Annotated in this window: 28 protein-coding genes; 7 read left to right on the top strand and 21 right to left on the bottom strand. The window is 56.5% G+C overall.

Annotated elements, in window-relative coordinates:
- Nucleotides 1–222: 222 nt before the first annotated feature.
- The 5 genes from OLTU_RS15185 to sppA all read right to left on the bottom strand — a co-directional run bounded on the left by OLTU_RS15185 (nucleotide 223) and on the right by sppA (nucleotide 6049).
- Complete coding sequence (locus OLTU_RS15185; protein ID WP_141733613.1) at nucleotides 223–1170, bottom strand: tetratricopeptide repeat protein; 948 nt, start codon at nucleotides 1168–1170, stop codon at nucleotides 223–225.
- Between the two features lie 67 nt (nucleotides 1171–1237).
- Nucleotides 1238–2287 carry a VWA domain-containing protein gene (locus OLTU_RS15180; protein WP_141733612.1) on the bottom strand — a complete coding sequence of 350 codons (1050 nt, stop codon included), beginning with the start codon at nucleotides 2285–2287 and terminating at the stop codon, nucleotides 1238–1240.
- On the bottom strand, nucleotides 2284–3276 hold the full coding sequence (locus OLTU_RS15175; protein WP_141733611.1) for a vWA domain-containing protein: 993 nt from the start codon (nucleotides 3274–3276) through the stop codon (nucleotides 2284–2286). The genes OLTU_RS15180 and OLTU_RS15175 overlap by 4 nt, the downstream gene beginning before the upstream one ends.
- Entirely contained in the window at nucleotides 3276–4151 is an 876-nt protein-coding gene (locus OLTU_RS15170; protein WP_176736646.1) for a DUF58 domain-containing protein, read from the bottom strand. The genes OLTU_RS15175 and OLTU_RS15170 overlap by 1 nt, the downstream gene beginning before the upstream one ends.
- A gap of 2 nt (nucleotides 4152–4153) precedes the next feature.
- On the bottom strand, nucleotides 4154–6049 hold the full coding sequence (gene sppA, locus OLTU_RS15165) for a signal peptide peptidase SppA (RefSeq protein WP_141733609.1): 1896 nt from the start codon (nucleotides 6047–6049) through the stop codon (nucleotides 4154–4156).
- Between the two features lie 325 nt (nucleotides 6050–6374).
- Between sppA and OLTU_RS15160 the strand changes: the two genes are divergently transcribed.
- Both OLTU_RS15160 and OLTU_RS15155 read left to right on the top strand, forming a co-directional pair.
- Nucleotides 6375–7142 carry a pentapeptide repeat-containing protein gene (locus tag OLTU_RS15160; RefSeq protein ID WP_141733608.1) on the top strand — a complete coding sequence of 256 codons (768 nt, stop codon included), beginning with the start codon at nucleotides 6375–6377 and terminating at the stop codon, nucleotides 7140–7142.
- 149 nt (nucleotides 7143–7291) lie between these two features.
- Nucleotides 7292–7684, top strand: a complete 393-nt coding sequence (locus OLTU_RS15155) for a PilZ domain-containing protein (RefSeq protein ID WP_141733607.1) — start codon at nucleotides 7292–7294, stop codon at nucleotides 7682–7684.
- Nucleotides 7685–7704: 20 nt separating this feature from the next.
- On the opposite strand, the gene OLTU_RS15150 is transcribed toward OLTU_RS15155, so the two are convergent.
- The 7 genes from OLTU_RS15150 to OLTU_RS15120 form a co-directional block, all read right to left on the bottom strand.
- Nucleotides 7705–8238, bottom strand: coding sequence for an RNA polymerase sigma factor (locus OLTU_RS15150; protein ID WP_141733606.1), 534 nt, complete (start codon nucleotides 8236–8238; stop codon nucleotides 7705–7707).
- 163 nt (nucleotides 8239–8401) lie between these two features.
- Nucleotides 8402–8845 (bottom strand): GNAT family N-acetyltransferase, encoded by a 444-nt coding sequence (locus tag OLTU_RS15145; protein WP_141733605.1) that lies wholly within the window; start codon nucleotides 8843–8845, stop codon nucleotides 8402–8404.
- Nucleotides 8846–9215: 370 nt separating this feature from the next.
- Complete coding sequence (locus tag OLTU_RS15140; RefSeq protein WP_141733604.1) at nucleotides 9216–10055, bottom strand: hypothetical protein; 840 nt, start codon at nucleotides 10053–10055, stop codon at nucleotides 9216–9218.
- 204 nt (nucleotides 10056–10259) lie between these two features.
- Nucleotides 10260–10643 carry a ribosome hibernation-promoting factor, HPF/YfiA family gene (gene hpf, locus OLTU_RS31940; RefSeq protein ID WP_176736645.1) on the bottom strand — a complete coding sequence of 128 codons (384 nt, stop codon included), beginning with the start codon at nucleotides 10641–10643 and terminating at the stop codon, nucleotides 10260–10262.
- 193 nt (nucleotides 10644–10836) lie between these two features.
- Nucleotides 10837–11796, bottom strand: coding sequence for a lytic transglycosylase domain-containing protein (locus OLTU_RS15130; RefSeq protein ID WP_141733602.1), 960 nt, complete (start codon nucleotides 11794–11796; stop codon nucleotides 10837–10839).
- A 39-nt stretch (nucleotides 11797–11835) separates the two neighbouring features.
- Nucleotides 11836–12276, bottom strand: coding sequence for a hypothetical protein (locus tag OLTU_RS15125; RefSeq protein WP_141733601.1), 441 nt, complete (start codon nucleotides 12274–12276; stop codon nucleotides 11836–11838).
- Between the two features lie 300 nt (nucleotides 12277–12576).
- On the bottom strand, nucleotides 12577–13443 hold the full coding sequence (locus tag OLTU_RS15120) for a hypothetical protein (RefSeq protein WP_141733600.1): 867 nt from the start codon (nucleotides 13441–13443) through the stop codon (nucleotides 12577–12579).
- Nucleotides 13444–13668: 225 nt separating this feature from the next.
- Here OLTU_RS15120 and OLTU_RS15115 point away from each other — a divergent pair, with 225 nt between their 5' ends.
- Nucleotides 13669–14049: a hypothetical protein gene (locus OLTU_RS15115; protein ID WP_141733599.1), complete on the top strand. Its 381-nt coding sequence runs from the start codon at nucleotides 13669–13671 to the stop codon at nucleotides 14047–14049.
- Here OLTU_RS15115 and OLTU_RS15110 read toward each other — a convergent pair.
- The 5 genes from OLTU_RS15110 to OLTU_RS15090 form a co-directional block, all read right to left on the bottom strand.
- A complete protein-coding gene (locus OLTU_RS15110; RefSeq protein WP_141733598.1) occupies nucleotides 14033–15820 on the bottom strand; it encodes a GAF domain-containing protein in 1788 nt (595 codons plus the stop codon). The two genes, OLTU_RS15115 and OLTU_RS15110, sit on opposite strands and share 17 nt — an antisense overlap.
- A gap of 87 nt (nucleotides 15821–15907) precedes the next feature.
- Nucleotides 15908–16663, bottom strand: coding sequence for a response regulator (locus tag OLTU_RS15105; RefSeq protein ID WP_176736644.1), 756 nt, complete (start codon nucleotides 16661–16663; stop codon nucleotides 15908–15910).
- A gap of 76 nt (nucleotides 16664–16739) precedes the next feature.
- Nucleotides 16740–17507, bottom strand: coding sequence for a matrixin family metalloprotease (locus OLTU_RS15100; RefSeq protein ID WP_141733596.1), 768 nt, complete (start codon nucleotides 17505–17507; stop codon nucleotides 16740–16742).
- Entirely contained in the window at nucleotides 17497–17928 is a 432-nt protein-coding gene (locus OLTU_RS15095) for a hypothetical protein (RefSeq protein ID WP_141733595.1), read from the bottom strand. The genes OLTU_RS15100 and OLTU_RS15095 overlap by 11 nt, the downstream gene beginning before the upstream one ends.
- Nucleotides 17925–18440 (bottom strand): hypothetical protein, encoded by a 516-nt coding sequence (locus OLTU_RS15090; protein ID WP_141733594.1) that lies wholly within the window; start codon nucleotides 18438–18440, stop codon nucleotides 17925–17927. The genes OLTU_RS15095 and OLTU_RS15090 overlap by 4 nt, the downstream gene beginning before the upstream one ends.
- Nucleotides 18441–18710: 270 nt before the next feature.
- Between OLTU_RS15090 and OLTU_RS15085 the strand changes: the two genes are divergently transcribed.
- Both OLTU_RS15085 and OLTU_RS15080 read left to right on the top strand, forming a co-directional pair.
- Nucleotides 18711–18941 carry a hypothetical protein gene (locus tag OLTU_RS15085; RefSeq protein ID WP_141733593.1) on the top strand — a complete coding sequence of 77 codons (231 nt, stop codon included), beginning with the start codon at nucleotides 18711–18713 and terminating at the stop codon, nucleotides 18939–18941.
- A gap of 107 nt (nucleotides 18942–19048) precedes the next feature.
- The gene (locus OLTU_RS15080; RefSeq protein WP_141733592.1) at nucleotides 19049–20041 is read left to right on the top strand and encodes an alpha/beta hydrolase; all 993 of its coding nucleotides are present in this window, start codon (nucleotides 19049–19051) and stop codon (nucleotides 20039–20041) included.
- A 319-nt stretch (nucleotides 20042–20360) separates the two neighbouring features.
- Here the strand turns inward: OLTU_RS15080 and OLTU_RS15075 are convergent, their stop codons facing one another.
- A complete protein-coding gene (locus OLTU_RS15075) occupies nucleotides 20361–20573 on the bottom strand; it encodes a hypothetical protein (protein ID WP_141733591.1) in 213 nt (70 codons plus the stop codon).
- Between the two features lie 56 nt (nucleotides 20574–20629).
- Between OLTU_RS15075 and OLTU_RS15070 the strand changes: the two genes are divergently transcribed.
- Complete coding sequence (locus tag OLTU_RS15070) at nucleotides 20630–20812, top strand: hypothetical protein (protein ID WP_141733590.1); 183 nt, start codon at nucleotides 20630–20632, stop codon at nucleotides 20810–20812.
- Here OLTU_RS15070 and OLTU_RS15065 read toward each other — a convergent pair.
- Both OLTU_RS15065 and OLTU_RS15060 read right to left on the bottom strand, forming a co-directional pair.
- Nucleotides 20800–21693, bottom strand: a complete 894-nt coding sequence (locus OLTU_RS15065) for a hypothetical protein (protein WP_141733589.1) — start codon at nucleotides 21691–21693, stop codon at nucleotides 20800–20802. The two genes, OLTU_RS15070 and OLTU_RS15065, sit on opposite strands and share 13 nt — an antisense overlap.
- A gap of 10 nt (nucleotides 21694–21703) precedes the next feature.
- Entirely contained in the window at nucleotides 21704–22897 is a 1194-nt protein-coding gene (locus OLTU_RS15060; protein ID WP_218110054.1) for an SH3 domain-containing protein, read from the bottom strand.
- A 226-nt stretch (nucleotides 22898–23123) separates the two neighbouring features.
- On the opposite strand from OLTU_RS15060, the gene OLTU_RS15055 reads away from it, so the two are divergent.
- On the top strand, nucleotides 23124–23639 hold the full coding sequence (locus OLTU_RS15055) for a DUF4442 domain-containing protein (protein ID WP_176736643.1): 516 nt from the start codon (nucleotides 23124–23126) through the stop codon (nucleotides 23637–23639).
- On the opposite strand, the gene OLTU_RS15050 is transcribed toward OLTU_RS15055, so the two are convergent.
- The gene (locus tag OLTU_RS15050) at nucleotides 23629–24639 is read right to left on the bottom strand and encodes a pyridoxal-phosphate dependent enzyme (protein ID WP_176736642.1); all 1011 of its coding nucleotides are present in this window, start codon (nucleotides 24637–24639) and stop codon (nucleotides 23629–23631) included. The genes OLTU_RS15055 and OLTU_RS15050 overlap by 11 nt on opposite strands.
- Nucleotides 24640–24652 lie beyond the last annotated feature (13 nt).

Genomic DNA, 24652 nt, shown 5'->3' with positions numbered 1-24652 from the left:
CGAGCGCTTTTTTGGAGTTGGAACTTTCTTGGGCAGGGATATTGACGACTTATAAAATTAAATTAAGGGACCGACGCCAAGTGCCGACTCTTTTCGCGAGGCTGCTGCTTGCAGTAGCCTAGGCTGAATACTCAGTCCTTGGTCCCCTCAAGCCTCCACCCCCGCAACGGGATGGAGGTTATTCTTTTTTGGAACTTTTACGAAATCGTCAGAGTGTTCTGCTTAAAATTTTTGCATGTTGTCGATGTCGCGTAACAGCGCGGCCACCCACTCGTCCTTGGGATTGCTGTCCTGCAGAGGCTGCAGAATGCCTCGTGCCTCCCCATACTGCTGCTTCTTGATCAACGCCGAGGCGATGTGAATCTTCGCGACACGAACCTGATTGGGCTTATAGGGGCCATCCACGATCTGCTGGTATTCGCGAATGCCTTCGTCGATCCGACCGGAATCGATCAGGGCGTCGGCCAGACCCTGGCGCGCTGAGTATTCCTTGTAACCATACTCATAGACCGCTTTTTGCAAGGACGGAATGGCTTCGGATGAGCGCCCCATGCTGACGAGGGCCGAGCCGATCCCATAATCAACGTAGCCCGACTTCCGTGGATCATTCTGCATGGAACGCAGGAACGCGAGGCCCTGTTCCCAGTTATGCGTCTCTTCATAAACGCCGAGCAGTTCCTGAACCGCGGCTTCATTATCGGGATTCACTTCGATGGCGCGTTCCAAATAAGGCTGCGCTGCGCGACTGTCATGCTTGTCGATCAACAGAAGCATGGCCATCTCCACCAGAGCGCCTTCATTCCGTGGATCCTTCGCCAGGATGTCGAGCAGCATGGTTTCCGCTTCACGCCACTGTCCGCCATCGATCAGCTGCATGGCCCGCTGCAAAGCGGTCCCTTCTTCAAGCTCGGGTCGGGTGTCGACGGCTGCGGTCGGTGCCGTGCTGCGGCTGGCTTTGTCGAGAGGAATACTGGGCAGAACATCCACGCGTGGTCTTTTTTTGGCGGGAGTCTCGGTCGCCACGCTTTCCACTGGTTTATCGAGAAGAGAATCCTGGCGTCCTTTGCTCTTCATGAAAAACAAAATACCAATCGCCAGAATCAACAGTACGCCCAGGGTCAGCGATGACCGCAGAAAATCCGACTGACTTTTCGAATGCTTGACCGCCACGATGCGCCCCCGCTTGCTTTGGATGAGGCGATCATACTGGCGGAAAATCGGCGAGGCAACATCTAAGTCAAGAGCCTGCCATGGGATCCAAAGCTTCCCTGGACACCGTGCGGGACACCCTCTGCCGGCTTCGCCAGCGGCGATAAAAAACTTCGCTCAGAAGAAAGAGGGCCGCAAGACCGGTCAACCAGTGATGGGCCTCGTTCCAGACTCTTTCCCTTTGACTCTGTTCGGTCTCCTTCAAAGGCGGCCGGATCGATTCCTCGTAAAGCCGGTCCAGACCGAAGTCACCGGTTTCCGAACGCAGAAAATGCCCGTCCGTCGCCTCTGCAATTTGACGTAATATCGTCTCATCCGGCTTCGACACGACCAGGCTGCCGCTGTCATCCTTGAGGAAACCGCCTTCCGGAAGTGGAATCGGTGCCCCCTGTCCGCCCACGCTGATCGTATGAATCACGATCCCCTGCTCCGTCGCACTGCGCGCCGCGGCCAGAGGATCCGTGTCCTGATCCTCGCCATCGCTGATCAGTATCATCGCCTTGCCCACACTGCCGGCTTCCGTTCCATCCTGCAGAGCCTGCATGCCCAGACGAATGGCCTGGCCCATGGACGTGCCTTGAACAGGAATGGCATCGCTATCGACCTGATCCAGAAAGAGTTCGAGCGCCTTCATATCCTGGGTCAAAGGACATTGAATGAAGCCGACGCCGGCAAAGAGCACAAGACCGAGACGATCGCCGCGCACGACCTTCAAAAGATCGAGGATCTCCCGCTTGGCCCGGATGAGGCGGCTGGGATTGATGTCCGCGGCATTCATACTGCGGGAAACATCGAGCACGATCATCACATCGGCGCCGCGTTTTTTCACATCCCTCCATTCAAAACCATAGCGCGGGCGCGCCAGGGCGAGCAGCATGCAAGCCACGCCCAGGAGGAGCAAAACCCAGGAAAACCAGGGTTTGCGCAAAGCCCATCCGGGCAGAAGCAAAGGTTGAAAATCCCGCCGTGTGAGCAGCAGAAGGCGCCGTTCATAACGCTTTTGAATGGCGATGAAGATGAAGAATAGCGGCAAGAGAAGGAGCAGGAACGCAAGATATTCCGGTTTCGCAAAACTCATGGAATGACCCTCCAGCGTGAGGCGGCCAGGGCCTGTTCCACAGCGAAAAACCCGAGCGCAGCCAGCAGAAAGGCCCAGGCAAATTCCTCGCGCGGCCGGGGATCATCGACATCCTTGCGGGTTTTCTCCAGCCGATCGATCGTGGCATAAACCTTTTCCAGCGTGGCGGTGTCGCTGGCCAGAAAGAATTTCCCGCCGGTTGAATCCGCGATGAACTGCATGAGTTCGGTATCCATTTTGAAAATGCGCTGCTGATATTCCACACCAAAGAAGCCCTGCGTGGGATACGGCACCGGACCATTGCTGCCGACACCGATCGCATAGACCTTGATGCCCAGGGTGCGCGCCGCTTCCACGGCTGCCCGCGGATCCACGGATCCGGCTGTGTTCGCTCCATCCGTCAGAAGAATGACGATTTTCGATTTGGCTTCCACATCCTTGATGCGCTTGACCGCAGTGGCCAGCGCATCGCCGATGGCGGTTTCCGGCCCGGCCATGCCGATGGTCACCGGCTTGAGAAACTCGAGCAGCACCCTATGATCCAAAGTCAGAGGCGCCTGGGTAAAGGCCTGGCTGCCGAAGATCACCAGCCCGATGCGATCATCCACGCGTTTTTGAATGAACTGCTCCACCACATGCTTGACGACTTCCAAACGGTTTTGCCGCTGGCCATCCAGTTCAAAATCCATGGCCAGCATACTGTTCGAGGTATCAAGGGCCAGCATGATATCGAGTCCTTCCACCTGCCGTTTGGTGTTGACGTCCATCAGCTGCGGGCGGGCGGCCGCGAGGATCAAACAGGCCAGAAGACCAAGGCGCAGAAGGCCGGGAAGGTGCAGCCAGAAGCTCTGCGAGTTCAGCGTGGAACGCAGAATGCCGACCGCCCCATAGCCAAAGCCCGCACGTTTCTGCGGCGCCGGCAGGAGCAGCCAGGCCAAAGGCAAAAGCAGAACAAGGGTGAGCAGCACCCAGGGGTAGGCAAATCGCATTAACGTCTCCGTGAACCCATGCTCAGAAAGCGATGCAAGGCATCGGCGGTATTGTCACGCGTGCTCATGCTGAGAACCGAAGCTCCCGCGCGTTCCATCTCGCGCTGCCAGAGTTTTTGTTCCTCGTCGCGCTGCCGCGGCCATTCGCTTTGAATCCAGGGATCGCTGCTGTCGACGAGCACACGCTCGCCGCTTTCGCGATCCTGAAACCAGACGAGACCGGCGTCGGGCAGGGCATGCTCCGCGGGATCATCAATACGCACGCAGACCAGTTCATGCCGCCGTGCGGCCTGCTTCATGGTGCGTTCATAACCCTGCGTTTGAAAATCGGACAGGACAAAGGCGAGACAACGCCGTTTGCGCAGGCGCAGAAAGGATTTTAAAGCCCCATCGAGATCGGTCCTCTGACCCTGGGCCTTATGCGTCAGAATACTGCGAATGATCGACCAGACGTGAGCCCGCCCCTTGCTGGGCGGGATGAAGAGTTCCGTGTGATCGGAAAATACCAGAAGGCCGACCTTGTCCTGACGTTTGATCGCCAGGAAGGCCAGCACCGCGGCCAGTTCCGCCACGAGTTCATGTTTGGCCCGGGCCGAACTGCCGAAGAAGAGCGAGGAGCTGACATCGACGAGCAGCATGAGCGTCATCTCGCGTTCTTCGCGGAAGAGCTTCACAAAGGGCTGTCCCATGCGCGCGGTCACATTCCAATCAATGCTGCGAATTTCATCGCCGATCTGATATTCCCGCACTTCATCGAATTCCCAGCCACGACCTTTGAAAGCACTTTTGTATTCGCCCAGCAGAATATCACTGGCCAGATGCCCGGCCTTCAATTCCAAACGACGAATGCGACTCAGCAGCTCGGGTGCCAGCAAACTTAATCCTCCGTAGGGGAGACAAGACCAGGCCGCGCATTCCAGCGCAGAGCGCCGGGCCAGTAGGCCAGCGGCTCACCGGATTGCAGAAGGTCGGTGGCACGCTCCAGTTGATCCAGTCCCAAGGGCATTTTCATGTGACTTTTCCATTGCAGCAGGGATCGACTGGCGCCGATCGAGCCCAGACATTCGCCGAAGTTGCCGCTGCGGATACAATCGAGCAGGTTTTCAGGTTGCGGCTGATATTCCACCAGGGAATAAAGTTTCTCCGGATCGAGTTTGGCCAATTCCTTGGCCGCCCGCACCGCTTCCGCGAAACCACCGAGGCGATCCACGAGCCCCATCGTCACGGCATCCGCTCCGGTGTAAACGCGACCTTCGGCGATCTGATAGATACGCTCCGGTGTCTGCTTGCGACCCGCAGCCACTTTTTGCACAAACGCATCATAGGTCTCCTTGATCGAATTCCGGATCAGCTCCTTGTCCTCCTCGCTGCTTTTCGTCGCAAAGTTCAGATAATCCTTGCGATCCGAGGCGGTCACCATATAGAAGTTGACCCCCCATTTTTCCGCGATATTCACGCCCTTGGGAATGCCGCCGATCACGCCGATGGAACCGGTAATGGTGGTCGGCTCGGCCACGATCATCGTCGCGGGCGCAGAGATATAATAACCGCCCGAGGCGGCGACCGCACCCATGGAAACGACCAAAGGTTTTTTCTCGGCCAGTTTTCTCACTTCATCCCAGATCAAATCCGAAGCCAGGGCGGAACCACCGGGGCTGTCGACCCGCATGACGACCGCCTTCACATCCTCTTCTTCAGCCGCCCACTGCAGCTGTTCAATCATATAATCCGGGGCGATCTGCTCGCTGTTGTTGCGGGTTTCGCTGACGATTTCGCCTCGGGCTTCGATCAGAGCGATCGCTTCGGGTCCTTTCGAAATACGCGGTTCATCCAGATGACCAGAGCCCTGCAGGTAAGGCCGCAACTCCACATAACGCTGGGCCTTGGCTTCGGCTTTGAGCTCCTCCTGCCAGGCGGGCAGATAACCGACGCGATCCACGAGGCCGGCCTTCAGAGCCTCCTGACTGGTAAAAATCGATCGCTTCAGCCAGGCGTTCACTTCCGCTGCCGAATGCTTACGGTTGCTCGCAATGGCCGTGGTCACGGTTCCACGCAAGGACGCTTCGAGGGCTCCGTACATTTCCAGTGTCTCGGGTGAAGGCGCATTCTGCACAAAGGATTCCATCGCCGACTTGAATTTGCCGGCTCGAATCACTTCAAAGTGCAGACCGAGCTTATCAAGAGCCGATTGAAAATAGGCGAGCTGAAACGCAGGCCCTGTGATGGTGAGGCCACCCAGTGGGCTCAGGTTGATTTTGTTGCCGGCCGTGGCGAGAAAATAAAGTGCCGTGTTGCCATCATTGAGGCTGACATACAAAGGTTTTTGGCTGGCCCGGTAGGCATCCAGCGAACGGCGCAGGGCCGTCATCGTGCTGAAGCTGCCTTCGGTGTTGGAGATGTCCAGCAGTACGGCATGGACCCTTGCGTCCTCGGCAGCCCGACGCAGAGCGGTTTGCAGGTCCATCAAGGAAACGGGAATGGTGTCACTGAAGAGCGAACTAAAGAAGCGCTCACTGTCATCCATGGATTCAGCCACGATCGGCCGGTCAAGCTTCAGATGCAGAATGGACTGTTCGATTTCGGTGTTGGCCGTTGGACTGGTCTTCACCGACTTCATGGAGTCCTGATCGCGAATCGCCGAAAAAATGTAAACGCCAATCAGTATCCCGAGAATGGTCACCATCAGCCCCACCAGGGCCAGATAGGACGTAATAATGACAAAGAGGCTGCGTAACAGCCTGCCAAGAAAACCCCGCTTCTTTCCGTCACCCATGCATCGATCCCGTCTCAACTATGGTGTCTCGCCCACCCCTCCCTTGGGGTGAGGTCGAAACATCGCGTCTGACCGATCAGTGTAACGAGGTTTTCCGAAAAAAAAAACCAAAGCTCGGGGTCGGTGCCGCCCTTGCAGAAACGGAAGAGGCATGTCATCATGCAGGCAGAGGGTGTAGAAAAAGCCCGTCAGACAAGGCGCGAACGAGGCGAGCACCGCAGTGTACACCTTGGTACATGAGGAGCGGAGCCGATGGAGCAACGCCGAATGAGGGGCTTTTTCAACACCCTCTAGCTGGATTTGAAGGACGAGGAGACGTAATAGCATGCTGGAAAACATGCCGGAACATCCCAGCGAGCTCTGGGAAAAAAATCCCGTTGTCGCCGCGGCGATGCTCGGGGCCCTTCGTGAGAATCCCCAAACCAGGGACCTGCAGGACCATCAGCGTATCATGTTGGTCGAGCGGGCCTTGCGTGACCAATGCCGTGGTGATCATGCCTGGCTTGCCGTCATGGTGCCGCGAATTCTGGCGGGCGAAAATATTCTGCAGGACACCCCGGCACCAGCTTCCGCAGCCACAGCAAGCGCCGGAACGCCTGGCAAACCGGGCGACAAAAAACCGGAAAAAGCCCATCCCGAAATTACCGTTTCGCAGCCCACCGTGGTGACAAGCCAGGAGGAGCTGGATGACATTTTGGAGATGCATCGGCACTGGATCAAACAGGTGCTGGAACCCGGTCTTGATCTGGGGCCCGGTCGCGCCAATCTCAAAGGTTCCGATCTGCGTGCTTTCAATCTCGATGGAGCAGATCTTCGTGCGGCGCGTCTGGAACATTGCAACCTGAGCGGCGTTTCGCTCATGGGTGCGAATCTCGCGGGTGCCAACCTTTCAGGCGCCAATCTTGAGGGTGCCTGTCTGGATCGCGCGCGTCTCCGTCGGGCGAATCTTGCCGGCGCGAATCTAAGCCGGGCCAGCCTCTGCAAAGCTGATGTGCGCCATATCCAGTGGAAGGGAGTCACGATCGAAGGGGCTGATTTTACCGATGCCATGGGTGCGCCGGAGTCCGCTCCAACGAGTCCGCTGGAAGCCTGATACGCCTTTCCGTAAGGTCATTTTATGCCATAAAGTCCGCAGCTTCGACTGCGGCTCCTCCTCCCCCTGCCAGGCCCCCCTTAAAGTTTTCCTTGATTCCACACGATGAGAAAAAGGAACCGGGGCTCTCTGGATAGGGAAAGAGTCTGATGTCAGAAAATGCAGCCAAAACACGCGACAAACGGGTCAAACCCCGCTTCAAAATTCAGGTGCATGCCCGCATCAAAGCGCAGCTGATCGGCAGCTCGCACAAGTTTCCCTTTGTCACGGAAAACATCTCGGAATCCGGTCTGCTCGTCACCCACGACCCCGTGTCCCGCCATGCCTTCAACAAGCATTCCATTCTGGAAGTCTGGGTCAACAACGAGCTGGGCGAGGAGATCTATTTCTTTGCCAAGTATGTTCGCAAGGCCAGTGATACGTCCTTTGCCATCAAGATTATCGACATCGATGGCGCCAATTCCAAAAAATATCAGGACTTCATCGACGCCCACCGTGAATACGCGATCCCGGATGAATCGCCCGAGGACGACAAGAAATAATCCCCGCTTTCACAAAATATTCAGGTCGCGGCCGCCACGTGTTCCGCCAGCTGCATCCTATACCGCTGCCGCTGCCGGCTGAGACGTGAGGACACTGTTGCTGTGGATTCCGCATTGCGTTCGGCAATTTCCCGAATACTGAGATCGTCATCATAATACTGCACCAGGGTGCTCGCTTTGGGATCATCGCGGAGCGCCTGCAAAAAATCCTGGACCGCCAGCAGCTGTTTCAAATGCTCAGTGGCATCTTCATGCGGCAGCTCGTGCATGACCTCCTCCATGGGCAGATGCCGTTCCGCATGCCGACGTCTCTGCCGGCGATAATAATCGATTGCGAGGTTGCGCGCGACTGCCAGCAGAAAGCTTTTCGGTGGATGCGTGTCGAGGTTGGGCGCATGTTCCAGATAACGAAGGAACACGTCCTGAATAAGATCCTCCTGCACCTGGATGGGAAAGCGGAACCGACTCATGGCAAACTGCACAAGGCCGACGTTGGCTTCGTAAACCTGTTTGAAGTTGGGAGGGGCTGCTGTTTTTCCATTTCTGCTGGTCATACAATCTCATCTCCATTCTGACGTTTGGCAGGTTGTCCAGAACGGATCATGCAGATTTTTTCGGAAGCGCGCGCCGGACATAGGCGGACATTGGTGTCCGCTGCGCCTTAACACATTGATACTACGGGATAATTTTCAGGACGCAAATCGCAAGGGGGGACGTTCAGGGGATGGAACGGGACATGGTGATGTGAGGGAGGCCCTCTTCATGAAATACGGAGCCTTCGCTGACGAATCCAAACTTCTGATAGAACTTTTCGAGGTAAAGCTGGGCGGCCATCGTCAGATGACAGCTGCCGAACTCCCGGGGCACCAGCCGCAAGAGCTGCTCCATCAGAGCTGCCCCATGCCCTTGACCACGCCAGGCGGGACGCGTGAGAACCCGACCGATTTTGTAATGACCGGCCGTCGGCAGCGGGATGATACGCAGATAGGCAATGAGTTCTTCATTCTGCCAGCCGCTCAGATGAAAGCTGGTAAAGTCCCGGCCGTCCGCATCCACATAGCGGATTTTTTGATCGACGATGAAGACCTCCTGCCTGGCGGCGAGGATGGCGTAAAGTTCGCGCTTCGAGAGGCTGTCCATTTTTTGCCAACGCCAATCCACCTGATCTCCTTGCAACGCAAAAATCCAGGACGGAGTCAACCGGTCCTGGAATTACAGATGACTAAGAGCGGACGGAGCCCGCCCTTTGAATGTAAGATGTCGATAGTCGAGGCCAGCGTAGTCCGCGCCTCCGCGTCGTCCGCAACTCCGCGTCGTCCGCAACTCCGCGTCGTGAAGCGGTCAGCGTAGTCCGCGTCTCCGCGTCAGCCACCCAACATCTGAATGGCATTAGCGGACGGGATCGGCGCAGTTCGCGCCCCCACGTCAGCTCGGGGCCAACGCAGTCAGCGCCCCCACGTCAGCTCGGGGCCAACGCAGTCAGCGCCCTCACGTCAGCTCGGGACCAACGCAAAAAGCCCTTCCACACCACTCAGAGCGAATTCAGAATCTCCTTCGTCTCTTTGATGCAAAGCGTCGTTTCCGGCTTGATAAACTCAGGCACCAGCTCTTCCGCCATGTAAGCTGTAAAATCATCCACCGTCTGCTGGGCCAGGGCCTTGGCTTCCGACGTGCGTTTCAGTTCGATCAGAACATCAACCTTGCGACGATAGTTTTCACAGAAAAGATTGCCCGGCGCATTATCCGGATAGGCATCCGATTCGATCGCGGAATCGATCAGCTTCAAAGCTTCCTCAGGATTATAAAGTCCACCGGGAATGCCCTTGGCCTCAGGATTGGCTTTCACAGCAGCCTTGACCCTTTTCACGCCACCGCCTTCATAGATATCCCCACCAGGCGCCGCCAGGCCCTTATCAAAGGATTCTGTCAGCTTGGAAAGGTTCGTGAGACGCTCCAGAGCCGTCGAAACTTCCGCTTCCCGGCTGATGCAGTTGGCGCGGAAATACCAATAAACTGGCGATTGAAAACCGAGATTGGCGGGATTGATCGTTTCCAGCGCCTTGCGCCAGCAATCCGCTGCCAGGGCTTTGCGCTCTTTTTTCTGCGCTGGCACATTGATGTCGAGATAGGCATTCAGTTCATAAAGATAGGAACGCGCGATGTATTCGGTGGCACGAATCAGATCCGTCGAACCCTTGGCGCTTTGCGCCGCCAGACCTTGGTACGCAGCGCGTGCTGCCTGGACCTTCTGCCGACTCTGGGCACGTTGAGCGAACAAGGCATCAGCCTCAGAAAAGTCAACAGCCTGAGCCTGTGAGTGAGCACCTAGAGTGAGGGCGAAGACGAATGCGTACATGGGCTTGGTTAGCATACTGTGTCCCCTTCGAATTTGGAAATGTTTGAAGTGATCCTTCCCGCACTCTAAGGAGGGTCTGGAATTCTGTCAATTCAGAAGGATAAACAGAACAGTTTGGTGGGGTTATTCGTCCGCTCGGTAGGAATCATCTTGACCTTAAACACTGCGAAAAGGGGGCGTTCGGCCCCCTTCTGCGTAATTTAAGTCGGCTAATTTTTTTTATCGAGCCGGTGCAAATTCCTCTTCTACAAAATCATCGGCCGGGTTGGGTGGCAAGGGAGCCGCGGCTTCCACAAAAGGATCGGCCTTCGAATTGTAACGCAACATTCTGTCTTTTTCGCGCGACAGCTGACGATGCACGTTGTCCATCACCAGGTCCAGCGATTTATGCATGTCGTCGCTCATTTCTTCAGCTTCCAAGATCGCATTGTTGCGCGCATGCAAACCAACGTGGATCTTATGCACGTCAGCATCAACCGAGAAGGTGATATGAATGGGAAGCGAAGTCTGAATGAGGTTTTCCATTCCCGCCATTTTTCTTTCAAAATCATACTTCAGTGCATCCGAACTCTTCATATGGCGGAAGGTGTAATGGAAGTTCATAACGTGCCTCATTATCGAAAGGAGTGTACCAAATCGTGGTGGGTAACGGGACCCAACCCCATCTTCCATGAAGCAAGATTCGACCCAAAGGCAATGGGCTGCAATGAAAGGGAAAACATGGCTTGGGAAAATCAAGGCGCGTGAAATGAGGCAGGAGTCTGTGGGATAAGAAGCGCGAGGCAAGGAGGATTCGTTAGAGCGCGGCGTCCGGCGTCTCGTCCTGTTTCGCAACGCTGCGGCCCTGGGCACGTTCCTTGAACTCATCGTGGACTCGAACGGCGGCCAGGAACTCTGCATAAAAATTGCTACTGGCAAAGCCAAAGCTCGGGGAGCGATACTCCTGGATGATATCACTCAACTTGCGACTGCGGGTCTGCAACACCGCACGCTTCATGCCGCCGAGTCCATGATTATAGGCTGTGATGGCCAGCGGCCAGTTGCCGAGTTGCCGGTAATTCGCCCGCAGGATTTTCGCAGCCGCTTCGGTGGCCTTGAGCGGGGAATTGCGTTCATCGACGTGCCGATTCACACGCAGATAGGCGCGCGCGGTGCGTGGCATCAGCTGCCAAACACCGGAGGCGCCGACCTTGGAACGGGCCTTGAGATTGAACATGGATTCCACAAAGACGATGCGGGTCAGCTCGGGCGGCAGGCCGTGATTCCGAAAGATGCGCTCCATGCGCGGCAGATAAAGTTCCGAGGTGCGATAGGCATCCTCGAAGGTATCCGCCAGGCCACCCTGCGAACGGACGGAGATGCGGCCTCGCAGCAGTCTGGCCCGCGCCTGCGGCTCTCGGCAGGCTTCCCAAATCGTGGCCGCCAGAGCATGTTCATGCCGCATGGCCGGGCCGCGTTCGGCAAAACCTCGCAAGGTTTCCGTGTAACGGCGCAAGGTCATCTTGATAAAGGTGTCGGCCCCTGGACTCTCGAGAGACTCAAAACCCTGGGAGCGCAGCTGAATGACCCCAAGGATCAGGGTTACATCATTTTTGTCATGGACCACAATGTGATGACTCGGGTAGCGGGCAAAGATCTTTTCCCAGAATTGCACCCGCGGCTCGATGATCGGTGAGGTCGGGAACGCATTCCACGTTCGGGCCTCCACCGTCCAGGGCAGCCACAGGCAAAACAGGGCTGTTCTTATATATCTCATGGTCCACTCACTCTTTCCCAAGGATTTTCGAACAATGTCTCAATGCATCAGGCTTGCGCTGGCCACCTTTTTCCGGGCCGGCGCTTTCTGCGTTGCCATGTCAGCAACGTTATGTTGAAGGTCCTGGATCATACTGCGAATCTCTTCCAGACGGACGTTCTGTAATTGCGCATCGTTCGGTTTTTCGAGGGTGGTCCGCACGGTTTTCTTGAATTGGTTCTCCCAGTACGCATAACACTGGCCGCTGTAATATTCGCGAAGGGCCGGGTTATCGTATTGGGCGTGCTTGCGACCGTAGTAATCGCCGTAAATGAAGCCGCCGACGAGGCCGAAGAGGCCGATGACAAACCCCATGAGATAAAGGGTGAAAACGATCAAACGCTGCTCATGGGCGTCAGGGGCACGGTCGCGGAAACGGAGCGAGGTCGTTTCAGAGGGGCCGAAGACTTGGGGAAAATTGTGATCTTGATCTGAGTGCATGGCGAAAGCGATCTCCTGGTTAAATAGAGTGAGATTGATCTTGGAATTTGGTTAAAACATGCGGCTACAGCGGGAAAGGCAGTGGCAACAACCCTGTTCAGAAGGCATGGCGAACGGGCTCTTCGTAGCTGTTTTTCGGGGAAAAGGATACAAAAAAAGTGCGAAGAAAGAGCTGCGGAAGGAAAGGTGAAAAGCTCGGGAGATCGCCGAGGAAGAAAAGGCAGGAATCAAGCCGCTGCGGCCATCCAGGGGGTAGCCGCAGCATCCAACGCTCAGGGGGGTGATCGGCCAGCCGAAGCCTTAAGGCTTCAGCCAGGTCGCCGTCACCGTCAGGCGCCCAACATTGTTATTCCACTCATATTCATCCATGATCGCCACGTAGAGTCGCGTCGCACCCTTCGGCACCATGAAGGCCTGCATCGCGCCCGTGCTGTCCTTGCCATCACCGATGAAAAAGATCTGGCCAAGAGCCGGGGCGAGCATTTTGAAATCCCGCTTCTCCGCGCTCCGGAAATCCAGCTGGGGCGCGGTGGCAGACCGCTGATTGGTCGGCGTTGCATCCAGGAAAACTCCAATCAAACTGTTGATCGGAGCCGCGGCCATCGCAATCCTGTTCACACTGCCCAGGGTATGCTGCACGACTTTCGTCCCGATCCCGTCGGCATTGGACTCCTGGTTATCTCCATCATCGAACGCAATGCGACCGTCGACCTTGAAATAAAGGGCGCGACCGGGCTCCATGCACTGGACATCCGTCGGCGCCAGCTGAATCGGAGCATTCCGTGGAACGCGGTCGGAGCTATTGGGATAGTTGATGGTGGAGTTGTTCGGCATCCCGGCCAGGAACGGGTTGGTGCTGGCTGTAATCTGATACTGACTCGTGCAGTTGGTGAGAACCGGAACCTTCTGCACTTCTTCCGTCGGCGTATAAATAATGGTATCAGTGCTGCTGTCCACGGGCCGGTTCTGCTCCAGCGTCACGGAACCCAGCACGCTGACGTTCTCGCTTCGAATCTCAGCCGCGGCACTCTCCGCACTCTCATCCGGGAAAAATTCTTCAGGCAGCGGTGGATTTTCACGGTCGGATCCACAGGATCCAAAGGTGGCGCCCAGTAGACAAAGGCCGATCGCCCGTGCGACAAGCACGGCAGTCAAGGATCGTTTCACAATGGTCCCCTTCCCTCTAACGTTCGCGCTAACATCGGCACGAGAGCGCATAATTTAAGCGAAATCATCCTTACTTTTCCGAAAGTAAAAATGGAACCGGCAGGGGCTGTTTCAGGGCGGGTAATAAATCCTGCCGTATCAGGAGGATAGTGACCCTGATCAAGAAACGAGCAGGTGGAACCGAATGAAGGGTAAGGACTGCAAGGCATCGAGGGAGAACCTGTCATGACCGTAGAAGACGACATAGTACACGAGGTTCAGCAAAGTTTAAGCCGTTGCACGATCCATGGGAAGTTTTTTGATCGCTTCTGCGCGAACTTCAAAGCAGCTCACATTCCCATTCCACCTCTCGCGGGTCGTCAGCAGAAATTTCTGAAAGAGGATCTCGCCCGGCTCGTCATGTGTGCGGGCGATGCGAATCTCGCCCACCAGGGTGGAATCGGACAGCTGAATGTTCCGCCCCAGCTGTCCAAATTCTGGATTGATGCCCTGCTCGCCACCGTGCGGGAATGCGATGAGAAGTTTACTCCGGAATTGGAAAGGAAATGGCGCATCGTCTTAACAAAAGGAATGGCCGCTGCGGGAAAGGCTAGACTTCCTGCTTGAGGCGGATGATAAAGCGCGCCCCGCCATGATAATTCTTATCAAGGGCGATCGAACCGCCATGATCATGAATAATCTCACGAGCGATATAAAGACCAAGGCCCGTGCCTTTCGACTTGCCGAAGGTGGCAAAGGGCTGAAACAGGGTCTGGGCCAGTTCCGGAGGAATGCCGGGGCCGCTGTCCGTTATAATGATTTCCAGCCACTCGCGATCCACCGTCCGTGATTCGATGCTGATCTGCCCGCCGGCCTTCAGAATTTCCAGCGCATTATTGGTCAGGTTGAAGATCACCCGCATCAGCTTGGCTTTATCCACCCGCACGTTGCCGGCATAGTTGAAGCTGGTCGTAAGCGTGACCTTGTGTCGCTCGGTTTCCGCCTGCAGCATGAATTCGACTTCGCTCAGCACCTCATTGAGGGGCAGAATTTCGAAACGGAATTTCTTCTCGCCGCGTGCAACGCTGAGCAGTTCCTCCACCATCGTAATACAACGGTTGGCCTGGTTGCGGATAATCGTACAGACCCGTTCCACCTGATGTTCCGCCATCTGATCCCGGCTGCCTAGAAGTTCGGCGCAGCCGATGATCGCGGAAATGGGGTTTTTCAGATCGTGGATAATCGTACTGGCAACCTGCCCGATCGCGGCCAGGTTTTCCGAACGCTTTTTTTCCTCGATCAGCTGCTTGCGCATGATCAGCGAGAAGATCTGGGCGCCGATGATCTGCATGAAGGCGAGATCCTCATAGAGGAAACCGCCCGGCTTGTTGAAAACCTCCAGGATGCCCTGGTTCACGTTGTTCTTATGAAGATCCATCGACTGATGAATGGGAATCGCCAGAAGATTGGTGAGCGGCGTATCCACCTGCTCGGACACCTGATCAAGATAGGGATCGCCTCGATTGAGGCTGTTCACGATCACCGACTTGCCTTCCTTGAGAAGGTTCTTCAGGTAAATGCTGTTGAGGTCCCCGCGGGTCCAATGACTGACCTTGCGTCCCTCCTCCACCTGAGCGGCGTAGGCATCCCAGGAATGACTTTCGGTTTGAATCATCAGACAGCCGACCTGGGCGCCGACGGCGGCCACGGCCTTGCGGATCACCGCGCTGATGAAGTCATAAAGGTTGGAGGATTCGTTGACCGCTTTTTCCAGTTCGCGGATCACTTCCAGCTGGTCGAGCTTCTGCTTGAGGCGGACCTGGGTGTTGGAAAGATCGCGGATGATGCGGGCCTTTTCCTGATAAAGATAGGCGGATTCGATCGCGACCGCGGCCTGGGAGGCGAAGGCTATGCTGAAGGTTTCGTCGGCCGGTTCGAAATCGCCTTCATGCTTGTTGAGCAGCTGCAGACAGCCGATCGTTTTTCCATCAAGATTGGCCATGGGCACACAGAGGATATTGCGGGTGCGATAGCCGGTGGAACGGTCGACGTCCGGATTGAACAGCGGGCTGTTGTAGGCATCAGGAATCAGTATGGTCTGGCCCATTTCGATGGTGCGGCCAGCCACCCCCGCGCCACGCGGAAAGCGGATGATCTGACTTTCGCCCAGCTGGACCTTGGACCAGATCTCGTCGCGTTCTTCATCGAGCAGGAAAATACTGCAGCGGTCGGCGTTCAGAGCCTTGCGTCCCTGATCAGCGATATAAATCAAAAGATTGTCGAGGTTTTTTTCCAGCCCCATAAAACGACAGACATCGAGCAGCTTGAGCAGCTGATCGAGACTCGGCATGTGCGAGTCGCTGAGATGGGGGACGTTCAGGATCTTGGCTTCTGACATGGAAAATAGTCCTCGTGCATATTTCCATTCTGCTGGAACCCGAACGCACCGGACAGGGGTGAAAAGTTCCCAGTGCCGTGAGACGGATCAGGAAGCGATGCGCCGACGTTCCTGAATGATGGCGTGGAGTCGTTCGATAAACGGCTCCACATTCAGAGGTTTTTCAAAATATTCGGCCACATTGAGTTTACGGGCCAGCTGGTGAAAGCCTTCCGGAAACGCCCCGGTGATAACGATCACCGGTGTCCGTACCCCTTGCTGGGCCAGAAATTCGATCAGCTGAAAGCCGCTGAATTCCTTGACATGAATATCGGTGATAATGGCGTCAAACGTTGCGGTCCGCAAAAGGCGCAGACCCTCGCTGCCCCGGGATGTTGTCGTAACGCGAAAACCGGCTTCCTGCAAGGCCATCACCATAACTTCCGCCAGCCGCCGATCATCCTCCATCAGGAAAATGTGCGGCCGATTCAGGCTGCGCTCCCTGGCGATATCCATCAGACTGCGGGCCAGCACCTGATCATTGCCCTCGTCCACGACCGCATGCTTGAGGCCGAATTCCACAAAAGGTTCCAGGCTTGGCTCCGTGTCCTGACGCGACAGCCCGACCAAAGGCACGGCCCGAATATCAACCTGCAGTGTCAGCTGCTGCAGCTGCGCGTGTTCTTCAGGATTCGAAGCATCGAGGTCCACCAGCAGAAGATCCGGCACATGCTGGCGAATCAGTTGAATGGCGTCGAGCACATTGCTTGCGGGCCAGACGCGAACGTCATGAAACTTGAGGCGCAGAGACAAACTCTGGCGGCGGGAGCTATCAGCACTGAGATAAACGACAGTGGCAGTCATATGCATTCCTGCATGATCTTGGTGATGATTTAAGCATAGAGGATCAGAGAGGAAAGACATAGAGGTGGGCTGATTTTTATCGGCTCACTTTCGAGAAGCGACGCCAGCCGATCACAAGCAGTGGTACAGCAAGCCAAAGCCCGGCGCCTCCGGCTCCACCGCCCACCACACCACAGGTGGTGAGATACTGAACGTCCTCGGACTGCCCGGGTTCGGGATAGAGAAAACTCACGCCAGCCTTGTCATCCAACGCAAGGCTTGCTGACTCATCAAGCGTGGAATAGGACATGATGGAACGATAGCTGCTGTGCGGATGACCGAGACCCAGGCAGTGACCCAGCTCATGCACGAGGGTGCGCAACAGGGATTTGGCTGATACGCTGCTGCTGGAGACACTGATGTCACAATCATGAATGATATGCGTGTTGTTTTCCGTGTCGGACGGATCCGGATCAGTTGTGATAAAACTCGGCAGGGCGGCCGCGGCCACCGCTTCCGATTCCTGCGACTCCACGACGATGGAGAAGGTTTCATCGTGCTCATCGATATGCGCAGCGTTGTTCTGATCCAGAATCAGGATGATATAAGCTGTGGGAACATTGGTCCAGGTGTTCATCGCGGTAGTCAGCAGGGCGGCCATGAGATCCTGGTCGCTCGAATCGGCAAAGTTGCCATCGAGCACCTCTCCCTTTTCCGTGAGCTCGGGTGCATCCCCATTCCAAACAAAGGTGAGCGTGGGATTCTGTGGGCTCACAGGGAGCCTGGGTTTCAGCTGACTGATATGCACAAAACTGAAGGCCGGTTGACTGAAGAGCGCAAGCCACAGCACGGCTTTATAATGCATAGCTCATCCCCATGCGGAAGGTGTAAGGAAACTGCCAGCCATAGGACCCGACGCCGATCACCTGCCGGTACTCGACCTGATAACGGAAGCGCTGGAAAAACGGGCTGGATTCATACCCATAAGCATGATCCACACCGACACCGACACCGGAGCTGGTCACGAGGATGCCACCGCCCAGCGCGGCATAGAAACCGCCTCGGTAAAATCTTTGGCCCCATAAGAGTCCAGGCACGAGGCTCACGACCCATTCGCGGTGAGCTTCGTTCACATAGACGAATTGCCAATCGACAGGATTGGCCGGTGGAATCGAAACGGGGTTGGAACCGCCCTGCCCGAGCGATGGCGGGCCGATAAGCAGGTGCAGCTGGCGCGCATGCACGAGGGAGGGACAAAGCGCCAGGAGGAGCAGCAGGCGCTTCATAGGGCCACCTCAGCGCCCAGGGAGAATATCGACTTGCGGGCCGTGGTCAGGAAAAGAAAGGCAAAGCCGGCCGCGTAGAGCTGGGAATTCCATTCAGCGTTCACCCGCCACTTGTCCTGGCTCCAGATCGTATAGCCGACACCCAAACTAAGACCGACGTTGATATCATGGACAGATTCCTTGGGTCCGGCCGGGGGATCATAGGCGGTGTAGGCATCCATGATGGTAACCCCATAACGAGCCGTAAGTTCAGGCCAGGGGAAGATTTTCAGGATTTCGTCGCGGCTGACCATGGTGGTCGTTTCCAGGAAGGAGCCGAAGCGGCGGCCGGTAAAATCCAGTCGATAGCGGATTCCATCCTCGAACCCAAGACCGAGCTGAATACCCGGGTGGAGCAGGAAATCGCCCTGTTCCATCACGCTTTCGCCAGCCTGGAGCCAAACGGCGGCATGGCCCATGGCTGGGCTTAAAATCCATAGCACGACACCGCGCACAAGTGTTCGAACGAACATGGCTGGCTCCTGGAGCAAGGCTTTCCGGAAAGTTATACGATCCAGCATAATTGGTTCCGAGAGCCGGCGTCAACTGAGCGAGACTATTCGGCTTTGCGCGGTGCCTCTCAAAGGGTTCAAGAATCTGTGTCGGTTCGCCGAAAAGTTTCAAAATTTTTTTAAAGTTTGGATTCGTAGTGCCCCGAGCTAAGCTGGGGTTGACAGCGGGGTGAACGCCTTTCCATAATGTTAGACATACCACCCCAGTAGCCAACGGAAAGGATGCTGCTTATGCGCGGAAGGATCCAGGATTGCCCACGATGTGGGAACGCCGCGAGGCTCGAGAAGCGCCCATTCAGCGATCAGGCTCTTGCCGCCCTGATTACTTGGGGTGACATGGAGAGATCTCTGCTCGGCCAGGCTATCTGTGAGGAGTGCTACAGCGAACTGCGTGATATTCTCATCGAGCGGAGTGAGGATATCAAAAAGATCGATCCCAAAACGATTACCAAAGCCAGTTGATCACCATGGGGCTTCCCAGCCCCATTCCCGCCCGTCGATAATCTGATGACAGCCTTTCGTCTTTCCCCTATACAATTTCCTCAGCTGTCAACAATGAGGATCACACTATGGACGCAACGACTTTAACCTGTCAATTTGCTCCCGTATTCCCCTATCGACCCGAGCTGAAGCGCAAGAAACCTCAGGTGCCTCAATGTCCGCGCGGTTTTCCTGACAAGGAAAGCGATTGGATCGTCGAGTTTGAGAGTTTCGAGAGCTCCGATCGCAAGGTACAGATTTTTGGTCATCTGTTTCGACCAGAAAATGTGGCCCCCGAGCTGGCCCACCGTGCGCTCGTGATCCTGCACGGACAGGGTGAACATAGCGGCCGTTATATCCATTGGCCGCATTACGTGAAGGATCAGATCGGTTCCATTTATCTCATCGATCATCGCGGCCATGGTCAATCCACTGGAATCCGCGGTCACGTCGACAAATTCGATGATTATGCCGACGACGCGGCGATTGCGATCCGGCGTTACCATCGCTATCTGATGGACAAGTACGGCAAGGCCGAGATTCATGTGGTGGGCCATAGCATGGGTGGGCTGATCTCATTCCGGGCCGCGTTGCGCTACAACCTGCCGATTCAATCCATCGTGGTGAGTGCGCCCATGATCGAGCTGGGTTTTCCGATCGGACGGGTCAAGGAAATGGCCGGTCGCATCATCAACCGCTTCGCGCCCTACCTGCCCCTGCCTTCAGCCCCTCTTGGGGATTTGATTTCCCGGGATCCGGCCGTGATCGAACACTATAAGAAGGATAACCTGAACCACGGGCTCGCCTCGCCGGCCTTTTATTTTTCCTATCTGGATGCGCGCACCGATACCCTGCGGCGGGCCAAGGAATTCAAGGTGCCGGTGCTGTGCCTTTTGCCGATGGCGGATCAGGTCATCAATCCCGAAGGGACCGAGGAGTTCTATCGCCTGCTCAAGGCGCCGGAGAAAAAGATCATTCGTTATCCGGGGCTTTATCATGAGGTGTTCAACGAGCCGGAAAAGGATCGGGTTTTTGAAGACCTGAGAGCCTGGCTCAAGGCGCATCAAGGGAACAGTCCCTGACGGCTCCATACAGGATTTTCCTTAATCCCTACGCCAAGACTATGATTTCAGTGGTGTTTCGCTTTCCGCTTTGCTCTTTTGGCCGGCTGGTCGAAGAGTATTTTAAGTTGAGCGAGAGTTATCGGGACTCTCCAACCATCAGAAGGAGGCAACATCACCATGAGTCATCGTTCCTGGCGCCAAGTCCCGAGCGACGGGCCACCTTAAGGTGAAGCTGCCTTGTGCAGCTTAGGAAATTGGGGAATTCCTGCGTTAACTGCCATAAAGGAGTACGCGACGAGTCGATAGAGTAACGAGGAGTTCACGCCCCAGTGCTGGCTCATCTTTGATGATGCGCTATGGGCTGACGTGAACCTTGAGGATCACCATCCTCAAGAGAAACATTCCAATTCAGCCAGGCCGCCTGCCAAGCAGCGGCCTCTTTCTTTTTCTGCTCCTGATGCACGGCCCTGAGGGTCAGCATGAACGCCTTCCGCACGGCCTCATTCAGTTCCTCGCAATCCTTTTCCAGGCTTCTTCGTTCTTCAATCATGTACGCCTTCCCCTGGCTTGTCATACAATGAAAGGAGTCTTGTGAAAGGATGGATTATGCCAGCACGCGAAACACGGGGCAGCCTCCTGGCCCTTCGGGAACGTTACCTTTGGCTTTGGCAGCAACTGCAAAAGCTCGAACAAAAGATAAGGACCACACCCGGTCCTGCGGATGAGCCCGAGCGTCGGGACCTTTGGACCCAGCGCATGAAAAAGCAGCTCAAGCGCTACTGGCCCTGAGTGGCCTTCACCATCCCGGAAGCCACCGCGGAGCTTGCGCCTTGAGCCTTGCGCAGGACAGACTGCAGTTGCTTTTCGTAGATGAGCACGCCCAGCGGCGGGCACAGATAAAACAGGCGGAACAGGAAACGGGACACCGGCTTTTGTCCGCTTCTTTGCGCCATGAGTTCCAAAAGGCGCCAAAGCCCGCGCATGGAGCGCCGATAGCGCCCTAGCCACAGAGGATGCCGGAGCTGTTTCAGAATCTCCGGCGCCATCTCCACTCCCAGATAACAACCCAACGCAAAAATTCGAGCATGCGCCCAGGGACGGAAGCTGCGACCCAGGCTGGTGAAGGAAGACCAGGCCAGCGCCCAAGGGTTCCGATGACCGAGATCGAGCAGATCGCGGCCGAGTTTATGGCGATGTTCACGCAGGACCAGCATGCGGTAGCGATGCGCGAGCAGATCGGGGCTTTCCTGAATGATCGGGTGTTGCGGGACGGCTGTGTCCTGGGCCGGGCTGTTGGGTGAGGCCTCGGTCGTTGGGGTTTGCGTTTGATAGGAGGTGGCATTCGTTTCCGGTTGTTGTGGAGCGGCGGAAACAGTCGCGTTCTGCATCGGCTGCGAGGTGGCAGAATTTGTTTCCTCTGGCAGCGAAGCATACTCTTGCGCAATCGGCTGCGAGTTCACAGCGGCTTTCACTATCGGCGCTTGCGACTTGATCGGAATACTTATACGCTCGGTCAACTGCGAAGCGGTCGCAACCGTAGCGTCCTGTTCTTCCTCCCCCGACGGCGAAGCAACAGAGACCATCATCACGTCAGCATCCGACTCCACATGATCGGCCTGCGGCGCCGGCTGCTTCCAAAGACCTTTGTAGGCTCCAATGGTTTTTGCCATGATCTCTCTCCTACAGTGTCCTGTCCGTGTTGCCCTTGGTCGCCAGCTCCAACTCCTGAGCCCGCATGTATTGATCCGGACCCACGCGCAACCATCCACTTTCAAGTTCCTGGACTTCCACTTTATGATTGCGGAAATAAAGCCCAAGCACAGGATACTGCGCTCCCGGCCCTCCGCGTATCTCCGCCTTCTCCACCGATACCCGCATGACCGCAGGCAACTGAAGCTTGCGAGGCGCTTCGTTGGTCACAAGTTTACGGAACACAAAACCACCGTCAGCAAGCTGAGCCCACTCGTCGTTAAAGGCCTGCAGTTTCAACTCCGATCCTGGCTGCGCCTTCCGTAGAATACGAGCCGTAATCAAAGGAAACTCGCGAATGTTGGCAATATGCCCCCCGACCCAATACGGTTGGTAACCGGCGGATGTTGCATCCTGAAACTGCACGGCGTCGACGCTGACAAAGGCCCCCGGTTTTACCCGCAGCCATTGCCGATCGGTAGTCAAATCACCTTCCAAGGCAAATCCAGGAGGAAGGGAATCGACGATTTCAAAACCAGTTCCTGGCCCTTTACGCAACTCAACCGCACGCAGCGTCATCCCCTTAAGAGTCGACTCGGCGGCGGCGCTCGCTTCAGCCTTGGAAGCGGCCGGAGCGGGCTCCGGGGTCGGTGCGGGAACGGGGGACACAGCCGCTGTTTTCGGACTGCTGTCCCGGCTTCGGCGGGAGGGCGCGACTTTTTCCTTGTCGCTGCAGCTGGCATCGGCCACCATTCTCGATTTCGCGGCCACCCCGCCCTTGCGGGTCAAAGGCTGGGCCTGCTGCCAGGCATGATTCAGAAGAAAACCGATGGCCGTGAAAATAAGACCCATGGCCACCATGGTTCCCAGGCCCGAACCTTTGGACACCGGACGTGCCGGGGCTTGTCGCATGGCGGCAGGCGGCAAGGAATTGGCTTTCGGAGCTTCCATCGGGGCTGCCTTTCGTGCCGGAGGCGGTGGTGCGGCGCGCCTTGAAGGTGGGCTGACCATGGTCGAAGCCTGGAGCTCATGCTCCGCTGTGGACCGCAGCTCATGAAAGGCCCGCGTTTCACCTTGAATATGCTCTTCCATGTGACGCCGAAAGACATCATAGGCTGGATCGACCGCAGGCCCCTCACGATCTTCCGGCCGTTCACTGCCGAAGATATCCGTTGGATCGTCCATGTCGCGCCACCTTTTTTTCTTACGTGCCATGACCCCTCCGTGCACATAAGGATTCCTGCTTTCAGTGTAGCGCGGAAAAATCGGACCGGGAGCACGCGAGCAGCGGCAGATTTTGCCCGACCAAACCCGGCAAAACCTGGACCATCAAACCGGCTGCCTTGATTTAAAACCTGCAGAGAGGCTATGCTGTGACTTTTGATCAACTTCTCAACATAAAGAACTGGCTATGGCACTTAAACTTCAAGGTCTCATGACCCGGATCCGCGGCTGGAACGATGGATCCCGCAACGTGGCCAGGGAAGGCTGGGATCATCTCAGCCGGGTCCCACGCGGCAAGCAGATTTTTAGCTATCTGATTGGACGTTATGCCCCGTATACCGGCACGATCGGGGCCGTGGTGGAGGAACTGCGTGAAGGACATTCCGAGGTCAGCCTGCAGGACAACCCCAAAATTCGCAATCACCTGCAAAGCATTCATGCCGTGGCCCTGGCGAATCTCGCGGAACTGACCGGCAACATCGCCTTGTCATACAGCATGCCGCCGGATGCCCGATTTATCGTCAGCAAAATGGAAATCGAATACCTGAAAAAGGCCCGCGGCAAGGTTACCGGCATCTGCGATTGCCCCATACCGACCAGCAACGAGCGCAAGACCTGGCTCGTGCCCGTCGACATTTTCAACGAAGCCGGCGAGATCGTCTGCACCGCCGTGCTGCATTCTCTGGTCGGTCCTAAAAAGTAAGCGCCTGCAGTTCAGCTGGAAAACCGAAGAGGCTTAACATCCCGCCGGAATGAAGAATCAGCACCCGGTCCTCCGGGGCCCATTCCGGCTGTGCCTCCCGCACTTTCATCAAGAGCTTCGCCGAATAAATCGGATCAAGCAGCACCCCGTGCTCGCGGGCCGTGCGCGCAATTTCCAGAAAAACGGCCTGATTGGTGGAACCAAAGGACCGCGCGGTCCCCGGCACATGACAGCGCCAGGCTGCGAGCGGAATCTCAGTCTGCAGCGCGACGCTGAGTTCACCCCGTCTCCGTTCCAGATCCCGTGCAAAGGTGCCCGCATCACCGGCACAGAGCAGAACCTCAACCTGAGCCCTGTGCTGCAAAAGTCCCAGGCCGAGGATCAAAGCCTGCGCGGTCAGTCCTGTTCCGGCATCCACCCAAATCCTGGTGAACGAAAACCCGAGGACTTTTTCCTGGGCTACAATATCCAGGGGCAGAGTCAGGGCGCCCCAGAGCGCTTCCACCTGCGCCCCGCCCTCCCGCACCAGAAAGACCTTTTTGCCGGCGGCAGTCAGGGCCGCCTGCTCCTTCTGCGCCCGATGTTCCACCTGGGGCCACTCGGCGCGGCTGATCATGGTCACCGTGTCCGGGGTTGTCAGGAGCGGCCACAAAAGATCGGGACCCTGCGCCTGACGGGGACTGCCCTCCTTGACGAGCAGGCGGACGTCAAGGCCCAGTTCACGCCCCAGGGCCAGAAGGCCGAGCAGATGTTGCGACCGGCTGCCGCCCCAGGCCAGGATCGTATCCGCCCCCTCCTCCTGAATGGCCCAGGCCAGTCCCTGCATCTTGCGCCATTTGCTGCCATAGGGTCCGAGTTCATCATCGCGTTTCAGCCAGACCGGGACGCTCCAGCCCTTCAGGGGATGCATGCGGCTCGTGAGCCAGAATCCGCAGCGACCGCCCCGCAAAACCGAATGTTCGAGCTGCCTCGCCAGCCTTTCCTGCCATGTCTCACGCAAATCAATGACCTCC

This window comes from Oligoflexus tunisiensis (assembly GCF_001748245.1).
GTDB lineage: Bacteria > Bdellovibrionota_B > Oligoflexia > Oligoflexales > Oligoflexaceae > Oligoflexus > Oligoflexus tunisiensis.
Note: the sequence above shows the minus strand (reverse complement) of the source record. Positions and strands in the feature narration are given on the sequence as shown.

Coding starts and splice junctions, on each gene's coding strand:
- OLTU_RS15100 (WP_141733596.1), bottom strand. CDS start 17,507: ATGCATTATAAAGCCGTGCTGTGGCTTGCGCTCTTCAGTCAACCGGCC.
- OLTU_RS15090 (WP_141733594.1), bottom strand. CDS start 18,440: ATGTTCGTTCGAACACTTGTGCGCGGTGTCGTGCTATGGATTTTAAGC.
- OLTU_RS15095 (WP_141733595.1), bottom strand. CDS start 17,928: ATGAAGCGCCTGCTGCTCCTCCTGGCGCTTTGTCCCTCCCTCGTGCAT.
- OLTU_RS15055 (WP_176736643.1), top strand. CDS start 23,124: ATGGCACTTAAACTTCAAGGTCTCATGACCCGGATCCGCGGCTGGAAC.
- OLTU_RS15110 (WP_141733598.1), bottom strand. CDS start 15,820: ATGTCAGAAGCCAAGATCCTGAACGTCCCCCATCTCAGCGACTCGCAC.
- hpf (WP_176736645.1), bottom strand. CDS start 10,643: ATGAACTTCCATTACACCTTCCGCCATATGAAGAGTTCGGATGCACTG.
- OLTU_RS15105 (WP_176736644.1), bottom strand. CDS start 16,663: ATGACTGCCACTGTCGTTTATCTCAGTGCTGATAGCTCCCGCCGCCAG.
- OLTU_RS15080 (WP_141733592.1), top strand. CDS start 19,049: ATGGACGCAACGACTTTAACCTGTCAATTTGCTCCCGTATTCCCCTAT.
- OLTU_RS15125 (WP_141733601.1), bottom strand. CDS start 12,276: ATGCACTCAGATCAAGATCACAATTTTCCCCAAGTCTTCGGCCCCTCT.
- OLTU_RS15155 (WP_141733607.1), top strand. CDS start 7,292: ATGTCAGAAAATGCAGCCAAAACACGCGACAAACGGGTCAAACCCCGC.
- OLTU_RS15085 (WP_141733593.1), top strand. CDS start 18,711: ATGCGCGGAAGGATCCAGGATTGCCCACGATGTGGGAACGCCGCGAGG.
- OLTU_RS15160 (WP_141733608.1), top strand. CDS start 6,375: ATGCTGGAAAACATGCCGGAACATCCCAGCGAGCTCTGGGAAAAAAAT.
- OLTU_RS15075 (WP_141733591.1), bottom strand. CDS start 20,573: ATGATTGAAGAACGAAGAAGCCTGGAAAAGGATTGCGAGGAACTGAAT.
- OLTU_RS15175 (WP_141733611.1), bottom strand. CDS start 3,276: ATGCGATTTGCCTACCCCTGGGTGCTGCTCACCCTTGTTCTGCTTTTG.
- OLTU_RS15130 (WP_141733602.1), bottom strand. CDS start 11,796: ATGAGATATATAAGAACAGCCCTGTTTTGCCTGTGGCTGCCCTGGACG.
- OLTU_RS15180 (WP_141733612.1), bottom strand. CDS start 2,287: ATGAGTTTTGCGAAACCGGAATATCTTGCGTTCCTGCTCCTTCTCTTG.
- OLTU_RS15060 (WP_218110054.1), bottom strand. CDS start 22,897: ATGGACGATCCAACGGATATCTTCGGCAGTGAACGGCCGGAAGATCGT.
- OLTU_RS15150 (WP_141733606.1), bottom strand. CDS start 8,238: ATGACCAGCAGAAATGGAAAAACAGCAGCCCCTCCCAACTTCAAACAG.
- OLTU_RS15070 (WP_141733590.1), top strand. CDS start 20,630: ATGCCAGCACGCGAAACACGGGGCAGCCTCCTGGCCCTTCGGGAACGT.
- OLTU_RS15140 (WP_141733604.1), bottom strand. CDS start 10,055: ATGCTAACCAAGCCCATGTACGCATTCGTCTTCGCCCTCACTCTAGGT.
- sppA (WP_141733609.1), bottom strand. CDS start 6,049: ATGGGTGACGGAAAGAAGCGGGGTTTTCTTGGCAGGCTGTTACGCAGC.
- OLTU_RS15115 (WP_141733599.1), top strand. CDS start 13,669: ATGACCGTAGAAGACGACATAGTACACGAGGTTCAGCAAAGTTTAAGC.
- OLTU_RS15065 (WP_141733589.1), bottom strand. CDS start 21,693: ATGGCAAAAACCATTGGAGCCTACAAAGGTCTTTGGAAGCAGCCGGCG.